Source organism: Pseudoalteromonas sp. McH1-7, assembly GCF_013366255.1.
In the GTDB taxonomy this organism is placed as follows: domain Bacteria; phylum Pseudomonadota; class Gammaproteobacteria; order Enterobacterales; family Alteromonadaceae; genus Pseudoalteromonas; species Pseudoalteromonas peptidolytica.
The window spans coordinates 113,103-128,326 of record NZ_JABWPQ010000007.1; the positions used below are offsets into that span (position 1 = coordinate 113,103).

At 41.3% G+C, this 15,224-nt stretch carries 12 protein-coding genes; 5 read left to right on the top strand and 7 right to left on the bottom strand.

Going from position 1 to position 15,224, the window contains the following annotated elements; all coding sequences use genetic code 11:
* Positions 1-9 precede the first annotated feature (9 nt).
* Genes HUZ36_RS06960 through HUZ36_RS06985 form a run of 6 tightly spaced genes read right to left on the bottom strand, consistent with a single transcriptional unit; the run spans position 10 to position 7,352 of the window.
* A complete protein-coding gene (locus HUZ36_RS06960; RefSeq protein ID WP_176032442.1) occupies positions 10-1,623 on the bottom strand; it encodes an NAD(P)/FAD-dependent oxidoreductase in 1,614 nt (537 codons plus the stop codon).
* On the bottom strand, positions 1,623-4,949 hold the full coding sequence (locus tag HUZ36_RS06965) for a non-ribosomal peptide synthetase (protein WP_176032443.1): 3,327 nt from the start codon (positions 4,947-4,949) through the stop codon (positions 1,623-1,625). The genes HUZ36_RS06960 and HUZ36_RS06965 overlap by 1 nt, the downstream gene beginning before the upstream one ends.
* 12 nt (positions 4,950-4,961) lie before the next feature.
* On the bottom strand, positions 4,962-5,507 hold the full coding sequence (locus tag HUZ36_RS06970; RefSeq protein WP_125252272.1) for a nitroreductase family protein: 546 nt from the start codon (positions 5,505-5,507) through the stop codon (positions 4,962-4,964).
* A gap of 2 nt (positions 5,508-5,509) precedes the next feature.
* Positions 5,510-6,043 (bottom strand): nitroreductase family protein, encoded by a 534-nt coding sequence (locus HUZ36_RS06975; RefSeq protein ID WP_128732296.1) that lies wholly within the window; start codon positions 6,041-6,043, stop codon positions 5,510-5,512.
* Positions 6,044-6,047: 4 nt separating this feature from the next.
* Complete coding sequence (locus tag HUZ36_RS06980; RefSeq protein ID WP_206644516.1) at positions 6,048-6,500, bottom strand: GNAT family N-acetyltransferase; 453 nt, start codon at positions 6,498-6,500, stop codon at positions 6,048-6,050.
* A gap of 9 nt (positions 6,501-6,509) precedes the next feature.
* The gene (locus HUZ36_RS06985) at positions 6,510-7,352 is read right to left on the bottom strand and encodes an SGNH/GDSL hydrolase family protein (RefSeq protein WP_147389388.1); all 843 of its coding nucleotides are present in this window, start codon (positions 7,350-7,352) and stop codon (positions 6,510-6,512) included.
* Between the two features lie 318 nt (positions 7,353-7,670).
* Here HUZ36_RS06985 and HUZ36_RS06990 point away from each other — a divergent pair, with 318 nt between their 5' ends.
* Complete coding sequence (locus HUZ36_RS06990; protein ID WP_125252275.1) at positions 7,671-8,120, top strand: carboxymuconolactone decarboxylase family protein; 450 nt, start codon at positions 7,671-7,673, stop codon at positions 8,118-8,120.
* A gap of 10 nt (positions 8,121-8,130) precedes the next feature.
* Positions 8,131-9,501 (top strand): aspartate kinase, encoded by a 1,371-nt coding sequence (locus HUZ36_RS06995; protein WP_128732298.1) that lies wholly within the window; start codon positions 8,131-8,133, stop codon positions 9,499-9,501.
* Positions 9,502-9,642: 141 nt separating this feature from the next.
* Here HUZ36_RS06995 and HUZ36_RS07000 read toward each other — a convergent pair whose 3' ends face one another.
* Positions 9,643-10,539 (bottom strand): LysR family transcriptional regulator, encoded by an 897-nt coding sequence (locus tag HUZ36_RS07000; protein WP_125252277.1) that lies wholly within the window; start codon positions 10,537-10,539, stop codon positions 9,643-9,645.
* A 372-nt stretch (positions 10,540-10,911) separates the two neighbouring features.
* Here HUZ36_RS07000 and HUZ36_RS07005 point away from each other — a divergent pair, with 372 nt between their 5' ends.
* From HUZ36_RS07005 to HUZ36_RS07015, 3 genes are read left to right on the top strand one after another with little or no spacing between them, the layout of a single operon-like run.
* Entirely contained in the window at positions 10,912-12,201 is a 1,290-nt protein-coding gene (locus tag HUZ36_RS07005; protein ID WP_147389386.1) for a 3-dehydroquinate synthase II, read from the top strand.
* Positions 12,202-12,230: 29 nt separating this feature from the next.
* Positions 12,231-13,064: a class I fructose-bisphosphate aldolase gene (locus HUZ36_RS07010; RefSeq protein ID WP_125252279.1), complete on the top strand. Its 834-nt coding sequence runs from the start codon at positions 12,231-12,233 to the stop codon at positions 13,062-13,064.
* Between the two features lie 10 nt (positions 13,065-13,074).
* Positions 13,075-14,721 (top strand): class I adenylate-forming enzyme family protein, encoded by a 1,647-nt coding sequence (locus HUZ36_RS07015; RefSeq protein WP_176032444.1) that lies wholly within the window; start codon positions 13,075-13,077, stop codon positions 14,719-14,721.
* Positions 14,722-15,224 lie beyond the last annotated feature (503 nt).

The window sequence follows — 15,224 nt, forward strand, 5'->3', positions numbered from 1 at the left end:
TATTTAATATTAATGATTGAAAAGTAAATTGTTCAGCTCAGTCTCTACCTCAGGCTCATGACGGTAACCGGATACCAATAAAGCCACTTCTGAATCTGTAACGGGTTTATCTTCTACTAGTTTGAACATTGCGACAGCCAATGTGCACAACGTATTGAAGTTCTGTTTGACCTGCGCCACTAACGCTTCATCTGAATAATCTTGCACTAACGCTCTTTGTGCTCGTTGGCCAAAATTATCTAGCTGGTCGACAATAATGTCTTTGCGCAGCTCGCGGTCAGGAATTGAGGTACTCCAGCGACGGAATACTTGCTGCATTGTGGTATGCAGTTTGCCCATTAGCATCAGTTCATCTGATACTTCCATGGCAATTTTTGCATCTGTAAATCGGTCATTACAAAACATCAAGCCTGCGCCTGACCATGCTAATGTGCCATCCCACAGCAGCTTACAGCTGGTTGCCAAATTATGTGCAAAGATGCCGTATTGATTCTCTACTGTGCTGATTAATGAGTCGTAGCCAGCAAAGTACATCTGCTCGGAAGCCATACATGGCGCTTTAAGATCGTTTCCAGCAAGATCTTCACCAACCAATTTACAAATCAGTGTGTTTGCAATGGCAATAAAGTCAGTGCCTGGTGAATAGAATGGATCTGTGAACGAACCACAAATACCGGTCAACGCCCAGCGATTTGGACTAAACAATGATTCACAACGATAAGTAAAGTTGCCCATCGCTTTGTAATCCATAACCTCAAACTGTTTAGCTTGTAATAGCGCTGCCAATTGTGGCTCGTGCTGGCTTAACCAAGCGTGCGTAGACTCTAATGTCTTAAGCTGTTCCACATCGTGGTACTCAGGGTCAACCACCACACCAATACTGGTGTTATCTCCTGATAGTGGAATGATCCACACCCAGTAACCTTTGCCAATCAGGTGGTTAGTACATAATTGACGAGCAACTTCAGGAACTCGTGCTAACCATTGTGGATCGGTGGATAGATCGTTGATCTCCACTTTGCCAGCAACCCTAAACCATGCTGAGTGGTGACTTTTGGTATGCACCGCTTCAAGGTTAAGTGTTTTTTGCAATAGTCGCGCACCACCACTTGCGTCTAACACCCAACGAGCTTCTATCGTATGTTCTGAACCACTGTCCTTAACATAGGTGACACGGTGAGATGATTCATTGATAGCAATGTTGACCACTTTTGCAGAGTCAATAAAATCAACGCCTTGCTCAAGCAACGTCGCATGCATAAAGTTTTCAAATTTACCGCGATCTAGCTGGTAGCTTTTGGATACAGGACGCTGACCATTACCAACTTCTACGCGAGTGGTAATATCCGTATTGTCACTATCAGGTAAGAAAAACCGTAACCCATATTTAGGTAATTGCTCTTGTTCTAAATGTGCTTCAAGTTGCAATACATTTCTAAGATAGTGCCCTGCCATATCTACAGTTGACTCACCAACTTTAAATTTAGCCAGTGGTACTGGGTAAGAGTTAAACTCTAAGATCTTAATATCTAAGTTGGGATACATCATGATCAGCTGTTTAGCTAATGTTGATCCTGCAAGCCCCCCACCCAGAATCACTATGGTATTGTCTGCTCCGTTCATTAGAACTGTGCTCCTTTGTTTTTGTTAAAATCTAATCCGTGTTTACGCCAATTTTGCGCATACGCGCGCCACTGCAATTGAGCGATCTCAGGTGTTCCTAGACGATCACCTAAGATCTGCGTCATTGCACTACAGTCCATTTCCAAAGATGAAAAGTAATTGAGCCAACTAGGATCATTAGGTGTGGTATAAAAAGGTAAAACATTTAGTAAACTATCGGCGTTGTCGATTACGCATTGGTGAATTTCTGTTAGCCATTGTTGCCAACTGACCTCTGTTGATGGCTTACACCCCAAATCGTCCAATACGCGACTAAGCGGCGTAGGACTTGGGTTTTGCAAATTAAACAAGGTCACTTTTTGTTGCGCCATCGCCAGCTGAGTAAATTGCACCAACCAATCCACAGGCAACACATCCACCACCAGAGTCGACTCCGCCAATTCTGCTGGGTAAAAAGGAATAGCCGACATCACAGCCAATAAATTATGTACAAAGTCGTCGCTTCGGCCTTGCCCTGTCGTTCGACAGCCACCTATTTCACCAAGTCGATAAATGTTGATGGATGCTGCAGCTTGGCAGCTTGTAAGTAACTGCTCTGCGAGCCACTTACTTTGACCGTAGCCAGAAGCTATCGAGTCTGGGTTTTCAGGCACAGCCTCATCACGCCAATGCCCATCAATTAATTTACATACCGCAATTGAGGAGAAAAAATGAAACTGACTACCAGCACGGTTGATAAATGGCAGTAAGTTTTCCCATGTTTGCAGCACTTCAATACGTAAGTTTGCATAACTTTGTACATGGTTCACATTTGCCGCTAAGTGATACACAGTGCCAACCTCGTCAATGAGTTGCTCAAAGTGTACTTTTGATAAGGCAAAGTTGGGTTTGGTAATATCACCAGCCACTACGCGAAGGTTTTCAGGTACTTCAACCGATAAACCATATTTTTGTAGATTTTGCTGAACTTTGGCTTGTGCATGCTGTGAGTTTTGCGCTCTAACCGGGCAATAAACGATATGATGCTTAGTTAATTCGGCTAGCATAAATGCCCCGATAAACCCACTGGCACCGGTGAGCAATACACTGTTACCTGCGGGGTTAGACTGTGGCTGCAACGTCGTAAAGTAAGTCAATAAATGATCTACATCTTGATGTACTAATTTCTGTGTTGGTGTGACAAAGCGCCCTTGCGCTAACTCCACTAGCTCAGAAAAGCAAGTAATTGCAGCCACCTGCGCCAAAGAAACAGAGCGCGAGAACACCGATTCTATAGCATGCGCGACTTTCACTAGTCCTAATGAATCCACGCCTAGTTCAACCAGTGAATAAGCTTCAATATCAAGACTTGATAACGGCAGCTCCGTAATATCGGCAAGGATCTTGATAAGCTTATCTTTGGCTGTACTTTGGTTATGGTCAGCGTGCGTTTGTAATTTTTTCAACAGCTGCATTCGATCTAACTTGCCGTTTGGTAAACGCGGAAAAGAGCTGACTGAAAAGAAAAATGCCGGACAGTAATGCACTGGTAATTTATCTTTACAACGTCGTAGCAATTCAACAGCAAGATGCGAAGACTGGTAAAAAGCGATCAGCTGGGTTTCACCATCTGACTTTTTGCGAGCGACTAACTTGAGTTTGTCTATCTCTAATAATGTTTGTAATTGCTGTTCAACATTCACGATGTCGACACGCATTCCCCGCACTTTAACCACATTATTCTTGCGTCCTTGAGAATACAAATAGCCTTTTTCGTCAAAAAAAACATTGTCTCCTGTGACATACCCATATTGTGATTGTGGCAGCTCAGTAATTTCTCCTTGCTCGTTGACATACCCTTTGGCCAACGTCTTTCCATTTACATGCAGCATGCCGGCTTCAAATGGTAAACAAGGCTCACCAGCATCATTGATAATAGTTAACGATGCGGCACTAGAAGGTCTACCCAAGGTGACTTCATTGCTGATTGGATGGAAGAACATGCAATTACACTCAGTAGAGCCGAAGTCATTAAATATCTGACAACCTACAAATGTGTTCCTTAGTTTTTCAACTAACTGCATGCCAAATTCTTCACCCGCTAACGAGCAAACTTGTAAAGAGCGACAATTTGCTTGCACCCCTTTGGTCTCAACCAACAATTTCGCTATCGAAGGCACTAGAGCAAGCCGAGTTATTTCATATTGCTGAATATAACTAATTAACTGCTTTGGATTTGCCACAATAGCATCAGTCAAGATAACCAGGTGCGCCCCCTTTAAGATGGCTCCTAAGATTTCCCAAATGTGTGGCCCAAAGCCAACATTGGTTCTTTGTCCGACAACATCCTCAGCGGTAATTGGCGAGACTTGCCATTGCCAATCAAATCGGGCTAAAAAAGAGCGCTCTGCATGAACCACAGCTTTAGATTTACCGGTTGATCCAGAGGTGAACAACACCGTAAATTCCCTGTCTGGGTGCATCACCTCTGGAACAAACTCTGTACCAGCTGAGGCAATCAGTGAGTCCCAATGATGGCTATTTGGTAAGTCTTGATAACTATCATCAGTCTTATCACAGATAACCACCGCCGCTGCAATATGATTGATCTGCTCGCAAATATAAGAAACTGGGTTTAACGTCTCTATCGGGACATACGTTGCCCCAACAAAGCTAATTGCAAGCATTGAAATAACGGTTTTATGGCCGCGAGGCAATACCACTGCAACTCGTTTACCTTGCACTGAAAGGTTAGCCAAGCGAGATGCAAGTATGCTTACTTGTTGCGCTAGCTCACCATAAGTGAGGCAAATATCACCATCAGTAATGGCTTGTCGCATTGGATATTGATCAACTATATGCAGAAACTGCTGATTAATATCAGCTAAGCATGCCGCTTCAGTACCCGAAAAATGTTGACGCTGTATATGTAGCGCAGCCGTGGCTCTTGTTTGAGCGTCCATTAACTGGGTTAAGGCGCTTTCAAGTATGGTGTTAAGTAGCGCTTCTGGAAAAATCGAGTCATCAAATGTAATGTTGATTTGCCCGTCGCCTAGCGCCAAAACTAACTGTGCTGTCGCACCACCATGCTCAGCTGTCCGCGGCTCAATCGTTAGCTGAGAAAAGCAGTTTTGATCCGTAAATACCTCGTTAAGTTGCAGCTCAATATCGCGACGTTCACTTTCTGCATTGAGCGCTATCAACCGATAACACTCATCTAGTGTAATCGCCAACTGTTCTACTTTTAGTACACGTTGTAATATTTGTGCCAATGCGGCTACAAAACCTGTACTAGCTACCGGTTGTAGTTCAGCTGAAACTGGAAAACTTAACGAGGATAAAGCCATCTTACTGCCGCCTTACACTAATTCATCAGTAAATAAAACATCTTCGATAGCGAGTTTTGAGCCGCGTGTAAGCGGGGCTTTTTTGCGCTTACCCATCACCACAAAGTTACACAGCACGTAAGACTCTGGCAGCGAGATCAACTCACCAACAGGGCCAAACTGGAAACCTATCATTGGGCATGAGTCATAACCTAGGCTAGCTGCGCCAAGCATCAAGGCTTGTGAATATGCAGCACCATAAAACATCGCTTGCGTTCTTGCGTGCTCTGCTTCTTTAGTTGAAAGCGCTTTAGTATCAATACATACAACCCAAAGCTCACTTGCACCGGTGTGTTGTGGCTGCTGAAAGCCGACTTCTTTAATTTGCTCTCTTAATGCCATGTCTGATACACGACAGATCCTAAGTGGTGGCATATTAAAGCCAAGGTCTAACTCCGTAGCGAATGAAAGGATGTGCTTTCTATCACCTTCAGGAATAACAAAGCTTGGTTCAAAGTGCTTGATTGCGCGGCGCTCACGCATGGCAACAGCCAGTCTTTCGTTAGAAAACATATTCATAATTAAAATCCATCTTCAGAGATTAGGTTTAAATCCGGTTGGCATTTAAGTAGTGGCTTGGCTAATGCTTTGTCAAACACCACCACAGCCGACAGCGAATAGGCGTCAGATATATTCAATAAATCAGTGACTGAAGATGGACTGTCTATCTCAAGTACACGAGAACCTAACCCCAATTGATGTGCTTTCACCAACATGTTGGTAAATGCAAAGCCATTGGTGCGGTTAACTTCATCACGTCGTGTTACTTCGTTGCTGCTATAAACCATAGTGGCTTTTTGCTGCGACATTTCGACAAATTCATCACTTACGTGCTTGGCAAAATTCGCTGCCTCTTGCCAACTGTTGTTATCACCACAAAGTGCAATAACAAACTCAGGTTCACCTTCATCAGCCCAGTTAGCAGCTGCACTAAGTAGTGTTTGTTGCTTATCTTTGTCTTGCACATCAATAAACCTAAAGTGCTGCAAGTTGAAAGACGTTGGCGCTAGAAAAGCAGCGCTAATAAGCTGATGTAACGTTTCTTGTCTATCCATCTCATTATCCTTTTAAGAAATAGTTATAATGTTGAAAGCGAGTATCTTTTTCGAAGCCAAATTGCTCGTATAGCTGCGCCGCTGCGGTATTGCTAAACTCAGTTGAGATGCGAATTAACTTAACTTGCAGTTGCTCAGCTTGTTCAACACATTGCTGCAATAACTGTTTTGCAACTCCCTGGCCTCGAGCACGACTGCATACATACAGATCATTAATAAGCCATACATTAGCCATTGAAATGGAAGAAAATGTTGGATAAACCTGTAGGAATCCCAGTTCGCTTTCCTCTGACGTTGCGAGAAAAATAGTTGAGTCTTTTTTCATCAAGCGCTGATGAATAAAGCTCGCAGCACCATCTAGATCGCTATCTTGTTTATAAAACTGACGATATAAATCAAACAAGTTTGCAACTTGGGCATTGTCTTCGAGGCTAGCTACTTTTATGTTAATACTCACGGGCACTCCTTAGCGCTGCATCAAAATGCGATGGAAACCTGTGACAACACTTCTAGCTACCGATTTCTGTCCTTGTAGGCTCCAATGTAAGCCATCTTCAAGGAACATGGCGTCACGCCTTTCACCTGCAAAAATCTCGGTAATATCGATGTGTTTTTCTGGGCGAGTACGGATCAGCTCAGCGGTTTGTAAGATCTGTTGATGACTCCAAGAAGCGTTAAACTTATTCAGTAGCCAATCTTCTTTGATCCAATCTTCTTGAACACCTACAGGAGTGATCCAGATAAACTCTTTTTGCACACAAGATTCAGCACGCGTAGCGATTTCAGACAGGTTATCAATCACCTCTCTAAATCCAGTGCATGACTTTTTGCCATCACCATGAACTCGGCCATCGTTGGTACCAATCAAGCAAAATAGGTAATCAGGTTTTACCGCTTCTATTTGAGTTAATGTTGAAAATAGCTGCATTGTGGTATCACCAGACAATGCCGTGTTTACCCAAGTGATATTGGCTTCAGGACGGGCAATCTGAAAACTTTTTTGCAAGATTTCAAACCAAGATTGATAATCATCCGTCAAACTATCACCGATCACTGCAATAGTGGCATTATCTACAAGCGGGATCTGTTGAATGCTTTTTAGGTAATCAGGTTCATTAAGCAGCTCTCGCGCAGCAAGGTTGACGTTAAGTTCAAACTCGTTTCGGATCGCAAGGTAGGTGTCTTGGGGTACACCAAACATTGCTGCTAATACCGCAGGGTCATTCGCACCCGACATAAAACTGAAACGTTTTTCCGGATGAAAAAATCGTATAATCCTTTTCGCTTTTTCTAAATCGTCTTGTGACATGGCCACACCCTCAAATAAAATTCAAATCCTCTCGTGTTACAGGGTAATAACCAAATTCCATGCCAAACATCCAACACATTGATAACTATGGATTTTTAAACTTTCACTTAGCTATTCAGTGGCGCGAAGTACTAGATTGATTACATTGGGTACTCAGAGCAAAACATAATTTCATCTTTCTCCATGCTGGAACCATGCCTCCCAGCAAAAACCAACAAAAAACCTATAAATATCATAATATTAAAAAAACAAATTAACCTTGGCTTAAATTTTGCCTTGTTCATTCTGGTTAACATACTAAATGTAAGGAGAACAACCGTGAAAGAAAGAATGACTTATAAAGATATGCCTGAGTTTGTCTTCAATTCTCTTATGAATATGGAGCAGAATATCCAGTCAAGCTCAATTGATAAGAAATTACTACACCTGATCAAATTGTATGCTTCGCAGATTAACGGTTGTGCATTTTGTGTTGATATGCACTTCAAAAATGCGCAAAAAGATGGGCTTGATGTTCATGAATTAATCAATGTGCAAAATTGGAGAGAAACGCCTTACTTTGATGAGAAAGAGCGTGCGGTTTTATTATGGACAGAAACGCTCACTAACATCTCAACAGAACAGGTACCAAACCACGTGTATGAAGAAGTCAGAGCCTATTTCTCAAACAGTGAAATTGGTGAGCTAAGCTTGGCTGTGATCGGTATCAATAGCTGGAACCGCTTGGTATTGTCAATTGGAACTGTTGCAGGAACATATAACGTATAAGGATAATTCCATGAGTGCTTTAAAGGTTGCGAAATTCGGCGGAACAAGTGTAGCTTCTTTTGAATCTATTTTGCAGTGCGCCAATATAGTCAAAAATGATAAATCAGTGAAAGTGGTTGTAGTCAGTGCCCAAGCAGGGATCACTGAAAAACTGGTTGCTTTGACCCGTTCTCGTTCTTTAGAGCACATCAGCTTGATCCATTCTGAGATCACCCAATTTTATGAAAACTTCACACTACCAATGTACGGCTTACCACTGCAACAGGTATGTAATGAAGCGATCTCAATATGGCTTGAACAATTGGCAAGGAAAGCCTCCCGCTTCTTTCACACTCGAAATAACAGCGACTATCACACGATTATTTCGATGGGCGAAATCATTTCCTCAAAGCTAGTCTCAATGATTTTTGCCAGCTGTCGCTTGCAAAATCAAGAGCGCAGTGCGTTAGAACTCATTTCTGTTAGCGGTGATGAGTATGATGACTATCAAGTCGATATTGCATTGTGCACTCAAGCTTGTCAGCAACAACTTGAGTTACTTCCTTCAGAGCAACTTATCGTTACTCAGGGATTTATTGCAAAACACATCGAGACTGACGAACTCGTTACTTTGGGTCGTGGCGGCAGTGATTTTAGTGCAGCAATCATCGCCCAAGCAAGCCAAGCAACAGAGTTACAAATTTGGACTGATGTCGAAGGTGTATATTCAGGAGATCCGCGTATTATTGCTGATACGTTTGCGATTGAGGAGTTGAGCTATCGTGCTACTGCTATGCTGGCAAACTTGGGAGCAAAAGTGCTTCACAGAAAGTCTATTGAACCGGCAATGCAAGGATGTATTCCTATTAAAGTAGCTTCTACTTTTAAACCCTCAGGGAAGCATACGTTGATCCATAATATCAATGAACCAACAGGTGCATACTCTGTCACTTATTTGAATAATGTATCATTGTTAACGATCAATCAAAGCGGTCTTGCAGAGCTAACACGGATCCAATTACTACTTGCATTGATCACACAATTGGGACTTCATTTTCAAGTCTGCGAGTTACATGCAAATAGCATTGTGTTGATCACCCAAAATATGGACGAAGCACGCCTCAATGAAATTGATCAATACCTGATCTCTAACGGTTTTGAAGATATTTTGATCCAATGTGAACAAGACTTATCTTTAGCTTCTATCGTGGGTAGTCAATTAAATCAAGCCAGCCGCTTTACCACCTACGTAACTAACTTGCTTGATGAGCACCCAGTGATTAGAACCTTTGGCCTTGGTCATGAGAGCGTGATGAGCTTTGTCGTCGAACCTCAACACTTGTTGGCATTGCTACAAGAGCTGCATCTGGCTATCGCCACAGAAAGCGTGACTCAGCTATAGTAGCCATAAAAGCAGGGGCAATTGCTCCTGCTTCCAATATGTGGTGTAGATTAAATAACCTGAACTAAAGATAATAACTTGCTCTCTAGCGACGGTTATCCCTAACCACTACGTCAAATTTATGTGTAATAGGTTAGCAGGTTAAATGATAAATTGACTTGGTAATTCTTGTTTGAGAAAATTAAAAAACGCCTGAATATTATTTTGAGTAAAATTATCTTTTAAATAAAACACATAAATTTGTGTTCGACCAATATCCGCTTCCCAGTTATCTAAACACTGAACTAAATTACCACTTTGTAAATCTTTTAGTAATGCCCATTCAGGCAATAGAACATACCCAAGCCCCTGCTTAGCCGCTTCAATTAACACCTGGCCACCAGCAGAAATAAGGTTTCCTTTTACATCAACATTAATTTTTTCTCCTTCATGGCAAAAACTCCATTTTACGCCCTTACCATTGCGACATAGTGACAAACAATTGTGTAGCGTCAACTCGTTAGGATGTTTAATGGTACCGTGCTGTTTTAGGTATTCAGGTGATGCACACAACACCATATTATTTTTGAGCAACGGCCTAACAACAAGACGAGAGTCTTTTGGCACGCCCAAACGAATACCTACATCAAAACGTTCTCGATATAAATCGACGACATCATTACTCAGGTCTAACTCCACAGATAAATTAGGATGCTGTTGTAAAAACTTAGGTAATAATGGAGCGATATACTTGAGACCGAATGATTCAAATACTGATATATTAAGCGTACCCTCAACCTCAGAACACTGAGATTGACCTATTGAATTTAAACTTTCAATGTCCTGAATGATTTTAGCAGCCTGTTTATAATACTCTCTCCCTACTTCTGTTAATGCGATAGACCTTGCAGTCCTTTTAAGTAGTTTACCTTTTACTTGATCCTCAAGTTGACTGATCTGACGTGAAATAGATGAAGGGCTAACTCCTAATACATCGGCTGCTTTACTAAAACTTCCACACTCTACGACTTTTAAAAATGTCGATACCTTTTTCAGCATTACTACCACCTGTTGTTATCCATTCCTAATTGAGGAAGATACACCACTTCAAACAAAACAAAAACAATACATTTGTATACATATATGTAAAACACTAAATACATATACCACTTAAAAACAAAAGAAACACAACATTTACATATATAAGCAACCATCCAGACTGCTAAATCAACTAAAAACCTTTAACAATATGTTACATTGTAAATTATCTAATAGATCAGTAACAAAAAAAATACACCATGTACTTTTTTCTATCCCGCCCCTATTAGACGAACAATCAAGCGCATGATTTAAAAGAAGTTTTATTATGGTTCGTTTCTTGCTCTACCTATGTCGACCAAATCAACTACTCAATAATTTAAGGACAAGAAAATGGAAGCTACCGTCAAAAAAGATGAACAGGTAACTGAACAGTATGAAACAGCTGAAAATATTAATCGCCGTAATGCGATTAAATTAAGCAATATCGGCGAAGGTAAAAATGATAAAAGAGCCGAGCTGAATGGACCTATCATCTGGTTTGATACAAAAAATCTAAAGCAACAGTCTCCGGATGACGACATGTTTGCAAGAATAATTAATTTACAGTATTCAGGTATTATTACTTATTTAAATAATATCGAGAATTTAATTAAGTACATTCCTAACAGAATGTTAGTTATCTTAAAGCTATCTGATAAAAAAGAGCTTGAGCAATTTAAGAAGAGCAAGCTTTGTAAACAGTTTAAAGAAGATAAGTCAAAAAGATTGGTCGTTAGCTACACTGATAACCAGATGATTCTACCTCTAAAAGAAGAGGGTTTTTCAGTATGTTATCACTGTTATGTAGATGACAACGATAGCCTACACAGTTCAGTATATGATGGTTTAAAGGCAGATTATTTAAGTATCCTATTTAAAGATCCAACGAATATTCCACTCGAACTTGTGATCGCATCTTTGCAAAAAACCAACACTATTCTAATGAAGCAAATCTCATCGCCAAGAGATGTTGATGACGCAATTGTTACATTAGGTGTAATGGAATACGGTGCAGAAGGTGTTATTTACTCACCTGAAGAACACTCGTATTTAGACGAGTTTATCTCTCGTATTGAACATCGTGAGCAAGATAATCTACCTATCCAAGTTGGTACTGTAAAAGCAAGCTACCCGGTAGGTATGGGTTACCGCGCATGTATCGACACTGGTACGTTATTTGATGATGATGAAGGTATGTTAGTTGGCTCAACATCTCAAGGCGGTATTTTATGTTGTCCTGAAGTTTACTTCCTACCATATATGGAGCTACGTCCATTTAGAGTTAATGCTGGTGCCGTACACAGCTATGTCTATAACACCAACGACAGAACAGATTACATGTCAGAGCTAAAAGCAGGCTCTAATGTCATGCTAGTAAATTCTAAAGGTCGCGTAAGAACAGCACCTGTAGGTCGTGTAAAAATCGAAAAACGCCCACTACGTATCATTGAAGTCGAGTTCCCTAATGGTGAACAAGTGAACGTCATCATGCAGGATGACTGGCATGTTCGTATCTTCTCTGCAGATGCTAAACCACTGAACATTTCTGAACTAAAAGCTGGTGACAAAGTACTGGGCTACACCACTGAAGTTGGTCGTCACGTTGGTATCAAAATAGATGAAAACATCATAGAGAAGTAATCACAGCTCAACTCAAAGGATTAGTCAATATGAGTTATTTTGGAAGAAAGTTACGTTTAAGCAGACTGCTCTATCCAGAGCAATCTGCGGGGCTTATTGTGCCCATTGATCACGGCCTTACTGTAGGTCCTATCAAAGGAATTGAGTCTACTCAAGCAATTCAAAGCTGGGTAAGCAATGCAAATATTAGTGCAATCATCGCGCATAAAGGGATGATTGAGAAGCTAATCTTAGCGGATGCAATCCCCTCCTCAACGGGAGTGATGGTTCACTTGAATGGTATGAATAGCCTATTTGAGGATGCTGATACTAAGCAACTAGTTACTGATTTGGCCTATGCGGTTCAATTGGGAGCAGATGCGGTATCAATCCAGGTTAACTTTACCGAAAGCAACGCTGCACATAATACGCGATTACTCGGCGCTGTTGCTGATAAAGCACACGCCCTTGGGATCCCTTTGCTAAGCATGGTATATGACAAAGCAAATGCTCAAGGTCTTGAGGCTGTTGATCGCATGCGCTCATTTATCCGCATGGGTGTTGAGCTTGGTAGTGATGCACTCAAAATTGGCTTTCCTGAGAAAGATGAGTACCTTCCTGATCTTCTGAGTGCTTCTGACGATGGCACACCAATATTTTTTGCCGGCGGCGAGAAAGGTGACGAAAATATTCTATTGCATAAGGCACAATCAGCGATGGAATATGGTGCGAAAGGTCTATGTATTGGTAGAGGTGTATTCCAAAGCGATAACAAAGACTTTTTACTCTCTCGCCTCGCAAAAGTATTGCGTAACACTCCTTGCGCTTCACAACCATCTATGAGCGTTGTGGATGAGCAAGAGTCTGTTAGTTATGCCGGTTAAGGAGTAATCAATGAGCCAAATAGATCCTTTTGAACTTTGCAAATTACTTCAAAATGATCAGTTAGGTGCAGGTAATTTCCTGCACTATTTACTGCGAGAAAACAGCTATAAAGATCATGATTATATCTTTTTAGAGCGACCAATTATTGGTTTTGATAATACGCAAATTTTTAGCTTCTCACATCAGAGTTTGCTTAATACTGCAAAGCAGTGGTCTGCTTTTTATCATGCACAAGGGGTTACTGCTAAAGATGTAATTGCGGTATTTATTGATGATACGATAGACTATTTCATCCAGTTTATTGCGCTATCAAGCTTAGGTGCGGTTCCAGCACTGATCAACAGTAAGCTTGCACCAAGTATTGCCATTCAATACATTCAACATATTGAAGCAAAACTTGTGTTAACTACTGAGAATCGATTATCAGAGCTCACAGCTGTTGATAAACATGATGATATTCAGTTTTTCATCATTGATGAAGTAGTCAAACAAAAAGCGACAACACAATTGCCTACGGTTTATCCTTTTGTACACAATGCGTTAGATCCTGTACTCCTAACTCATACCTCAGGTACGACTGGTATTCCAAAGGCTGTTATCGCTGCACATAAGCCATATTTTCATGGTATTCGATTCAGGTTGGGTAATCCAATCGACAATTTGGACCGTTACTTAACGGCGTTGCCACACTCCCATAATTCGGGATTGGCATACCTAATGGAAGCCAGCATGCGCGGTTGTCCAACTTTGGTACTGAGCGATAAATCACCAAAGAGCTTAGCGGCGCAAATTGATAGCTTTAAGCCAAACTTTGTTGTTGCATTTCCAAAGATTTTCGTTGAACTAGTAAGAGATGAGCCCAACCCTGAGTTGCTACAAAGCGTTAATTACTGGCGTAGTACAGGAGATGCCGCACATGAGAGACATGTAAAGCATTTAACTGAATGGGGCAGCCACTTTAACAATGCAGAGCGAAAGCCTGGCTCTGTTTACATTGACGGCTTGGGTTCATCAGAAATGGGATCTTCCCTTTTCACCGTAAATCATTACCGCGGTAAGCGCGACTATGATCGTTGCGTTGGTAAGCCACAACCTTGGGTTGATGCACAGGTATTGGATGATGATGGTAATTTACTTCCAGCAGGTCAAGTTGGCCGGCTTGGTATTAAATCTCCTTCGCTTACACCTGGATATTGGAATAGCTCGTTGATCAGTGAGAAATCACGTGTCAATGGCTACTGGATCACGGGCGATCTGGTGCGTAAGGATACACTTGGTTATTTCTATCATTTAGATAGGATCACCGACAAAATTGAAACCCAAGATGGAACACTGTATAGCTTATTAACAGAAGAGCTGATCCTCAAACGTTTTGATGAGATCTTTGACTGCTCAATCTATACATACTTAGATGACAAACAAGCAACTAAGGTCGCAATCCGAGTTGATTTGGTCACTGAAAATACGCAAGAATCATACTTGTATGATTTGTTAGCCCAAATAAATGCCTGGTTACAAGCGCACAACGTGATATCACTCAACAGTATCTCTGTGGTATCCAACGCTAATGCCTATGCGCCAGAAGGGGTAACTGGCAAAGTACTTAAACGTGTACTTCGTCATGACGACCAAAGTGAAATAAAAGTCTTTATTTAATTTTAAGTTCTAACTGCTGAAGCCACAACAAAGCCTACTCTTTGCTGTGGCTTTTTCGCTTATAATATCAGCCTTTAATCCATCAAAGTTACCCGCGCCCTACATTCACTAAAGTACCTACACCTATAAAACCTGAGCATCGGATAATTGATACTCTCAGACAGCCAACTTTAACGGGGGTGTACTTCGGAGTTGAATTCCCGGCTCTTTCTTATATTAGGTAATAGAAAATTCTACTTATGAACCGTTTCATTTTTGGGGGAGTTACACAGCCAATTAAACTCAGCGCATGCTCATGATTATCCGATACCCACTTTTATCGAGTGAAGACTACGCGAGTACGGGGTCATTCGCGCCAGCAACGATAAAGTACGAATTAATAAAAACTAAAAAGCCATTGATGCTTATCGGATCAATGGCTTTTAAAAGGTAGCTTGAAAACCTTATTTAAGCTGCCTAGCATACTGTTTCAAAGGTTTTTCATAGTGTGAAAGCTTCTTGTG

What these genes read in the sequence shown, in the direction of transcription:
- HUZ36_RS06960 (WP_176032442.1), bottom strand. Translation starts at nt 1,623, where the DNA reads ATGAACGGAGCAGACAATACCATAGTGATTCTGGGTGGGGGGCTTGCA.
- HUZ36_RS06965 (WP_176032443.1), bottom strand. Translation starts at nt 4,949, where the DNA reads ATGGCTTTATCCTCGTTAAGTTTTCCAGTTTCAGCTGAACTACAACCG.
- HUZ36_RS06970 (WP_125252272.1), bottom strand. Translation starts at nt 5,507, where the DNA reads ATGAATATGTTTTCTAACGAAAGACTGGCTGTTGCCATGCGTGAGCGC.
- HUZ36_RS06975 (WP_128732296.1), bottom strand. Translation starts at nt 6,043, where the DNA reads ATGGATAGACAAGAAACGTTACATCAGCTTATTAGCGCTGCTTTTCTA.
- HUZ36_RS06985 (WP_147389388.1), bottom strand. Translation starts at nt 7,352, where the DNA reads ATGTCACAAGACGATTTAGAAAAAGCGAAAAGGATTATACGATTTTTT.
- HUZ36_RS06995 (WP_128732298.1), top strand. Translation starts at nt 8,131, where the DNA reads ATGAGTGCTTTAAAGGTTGCGAAATTCGGCGGAACAAGTGTAGCTTCT.
- HUZ36_RS07000 (WP_125252277.1), bottom strand. Translation starts at nt 10,539, where the DNA reads ATGCTGAAAAAGGTATCGACATTTTTAAAAGTCGTAGAGTGTGGAAGT.
- HUZ36_RS07005 (WP_147389386.1), top strand. Translation starts at nt 10,912, where the DNA reads ATGGAAGCTACCGTCAAAAAAGATGAACAGGTAACTGAACAGTATGAA.
- HUZ36_RS07010 (WP_125252279.1), top strand. Translation starts at nt 12,231, where the DNA reads ATGAGTTATTTTGGAAGAAAGTTACGTTTAAGCAGACTGCTCTATCCA.
- HUZ36_RS07015 (WP_176032444.1), top strand. Translation starts at nt 13,075, where the DNA reads ATGAGCCAAATAGATCCTTTTGAACTTTGCAAATTACTTCAAAATGAT.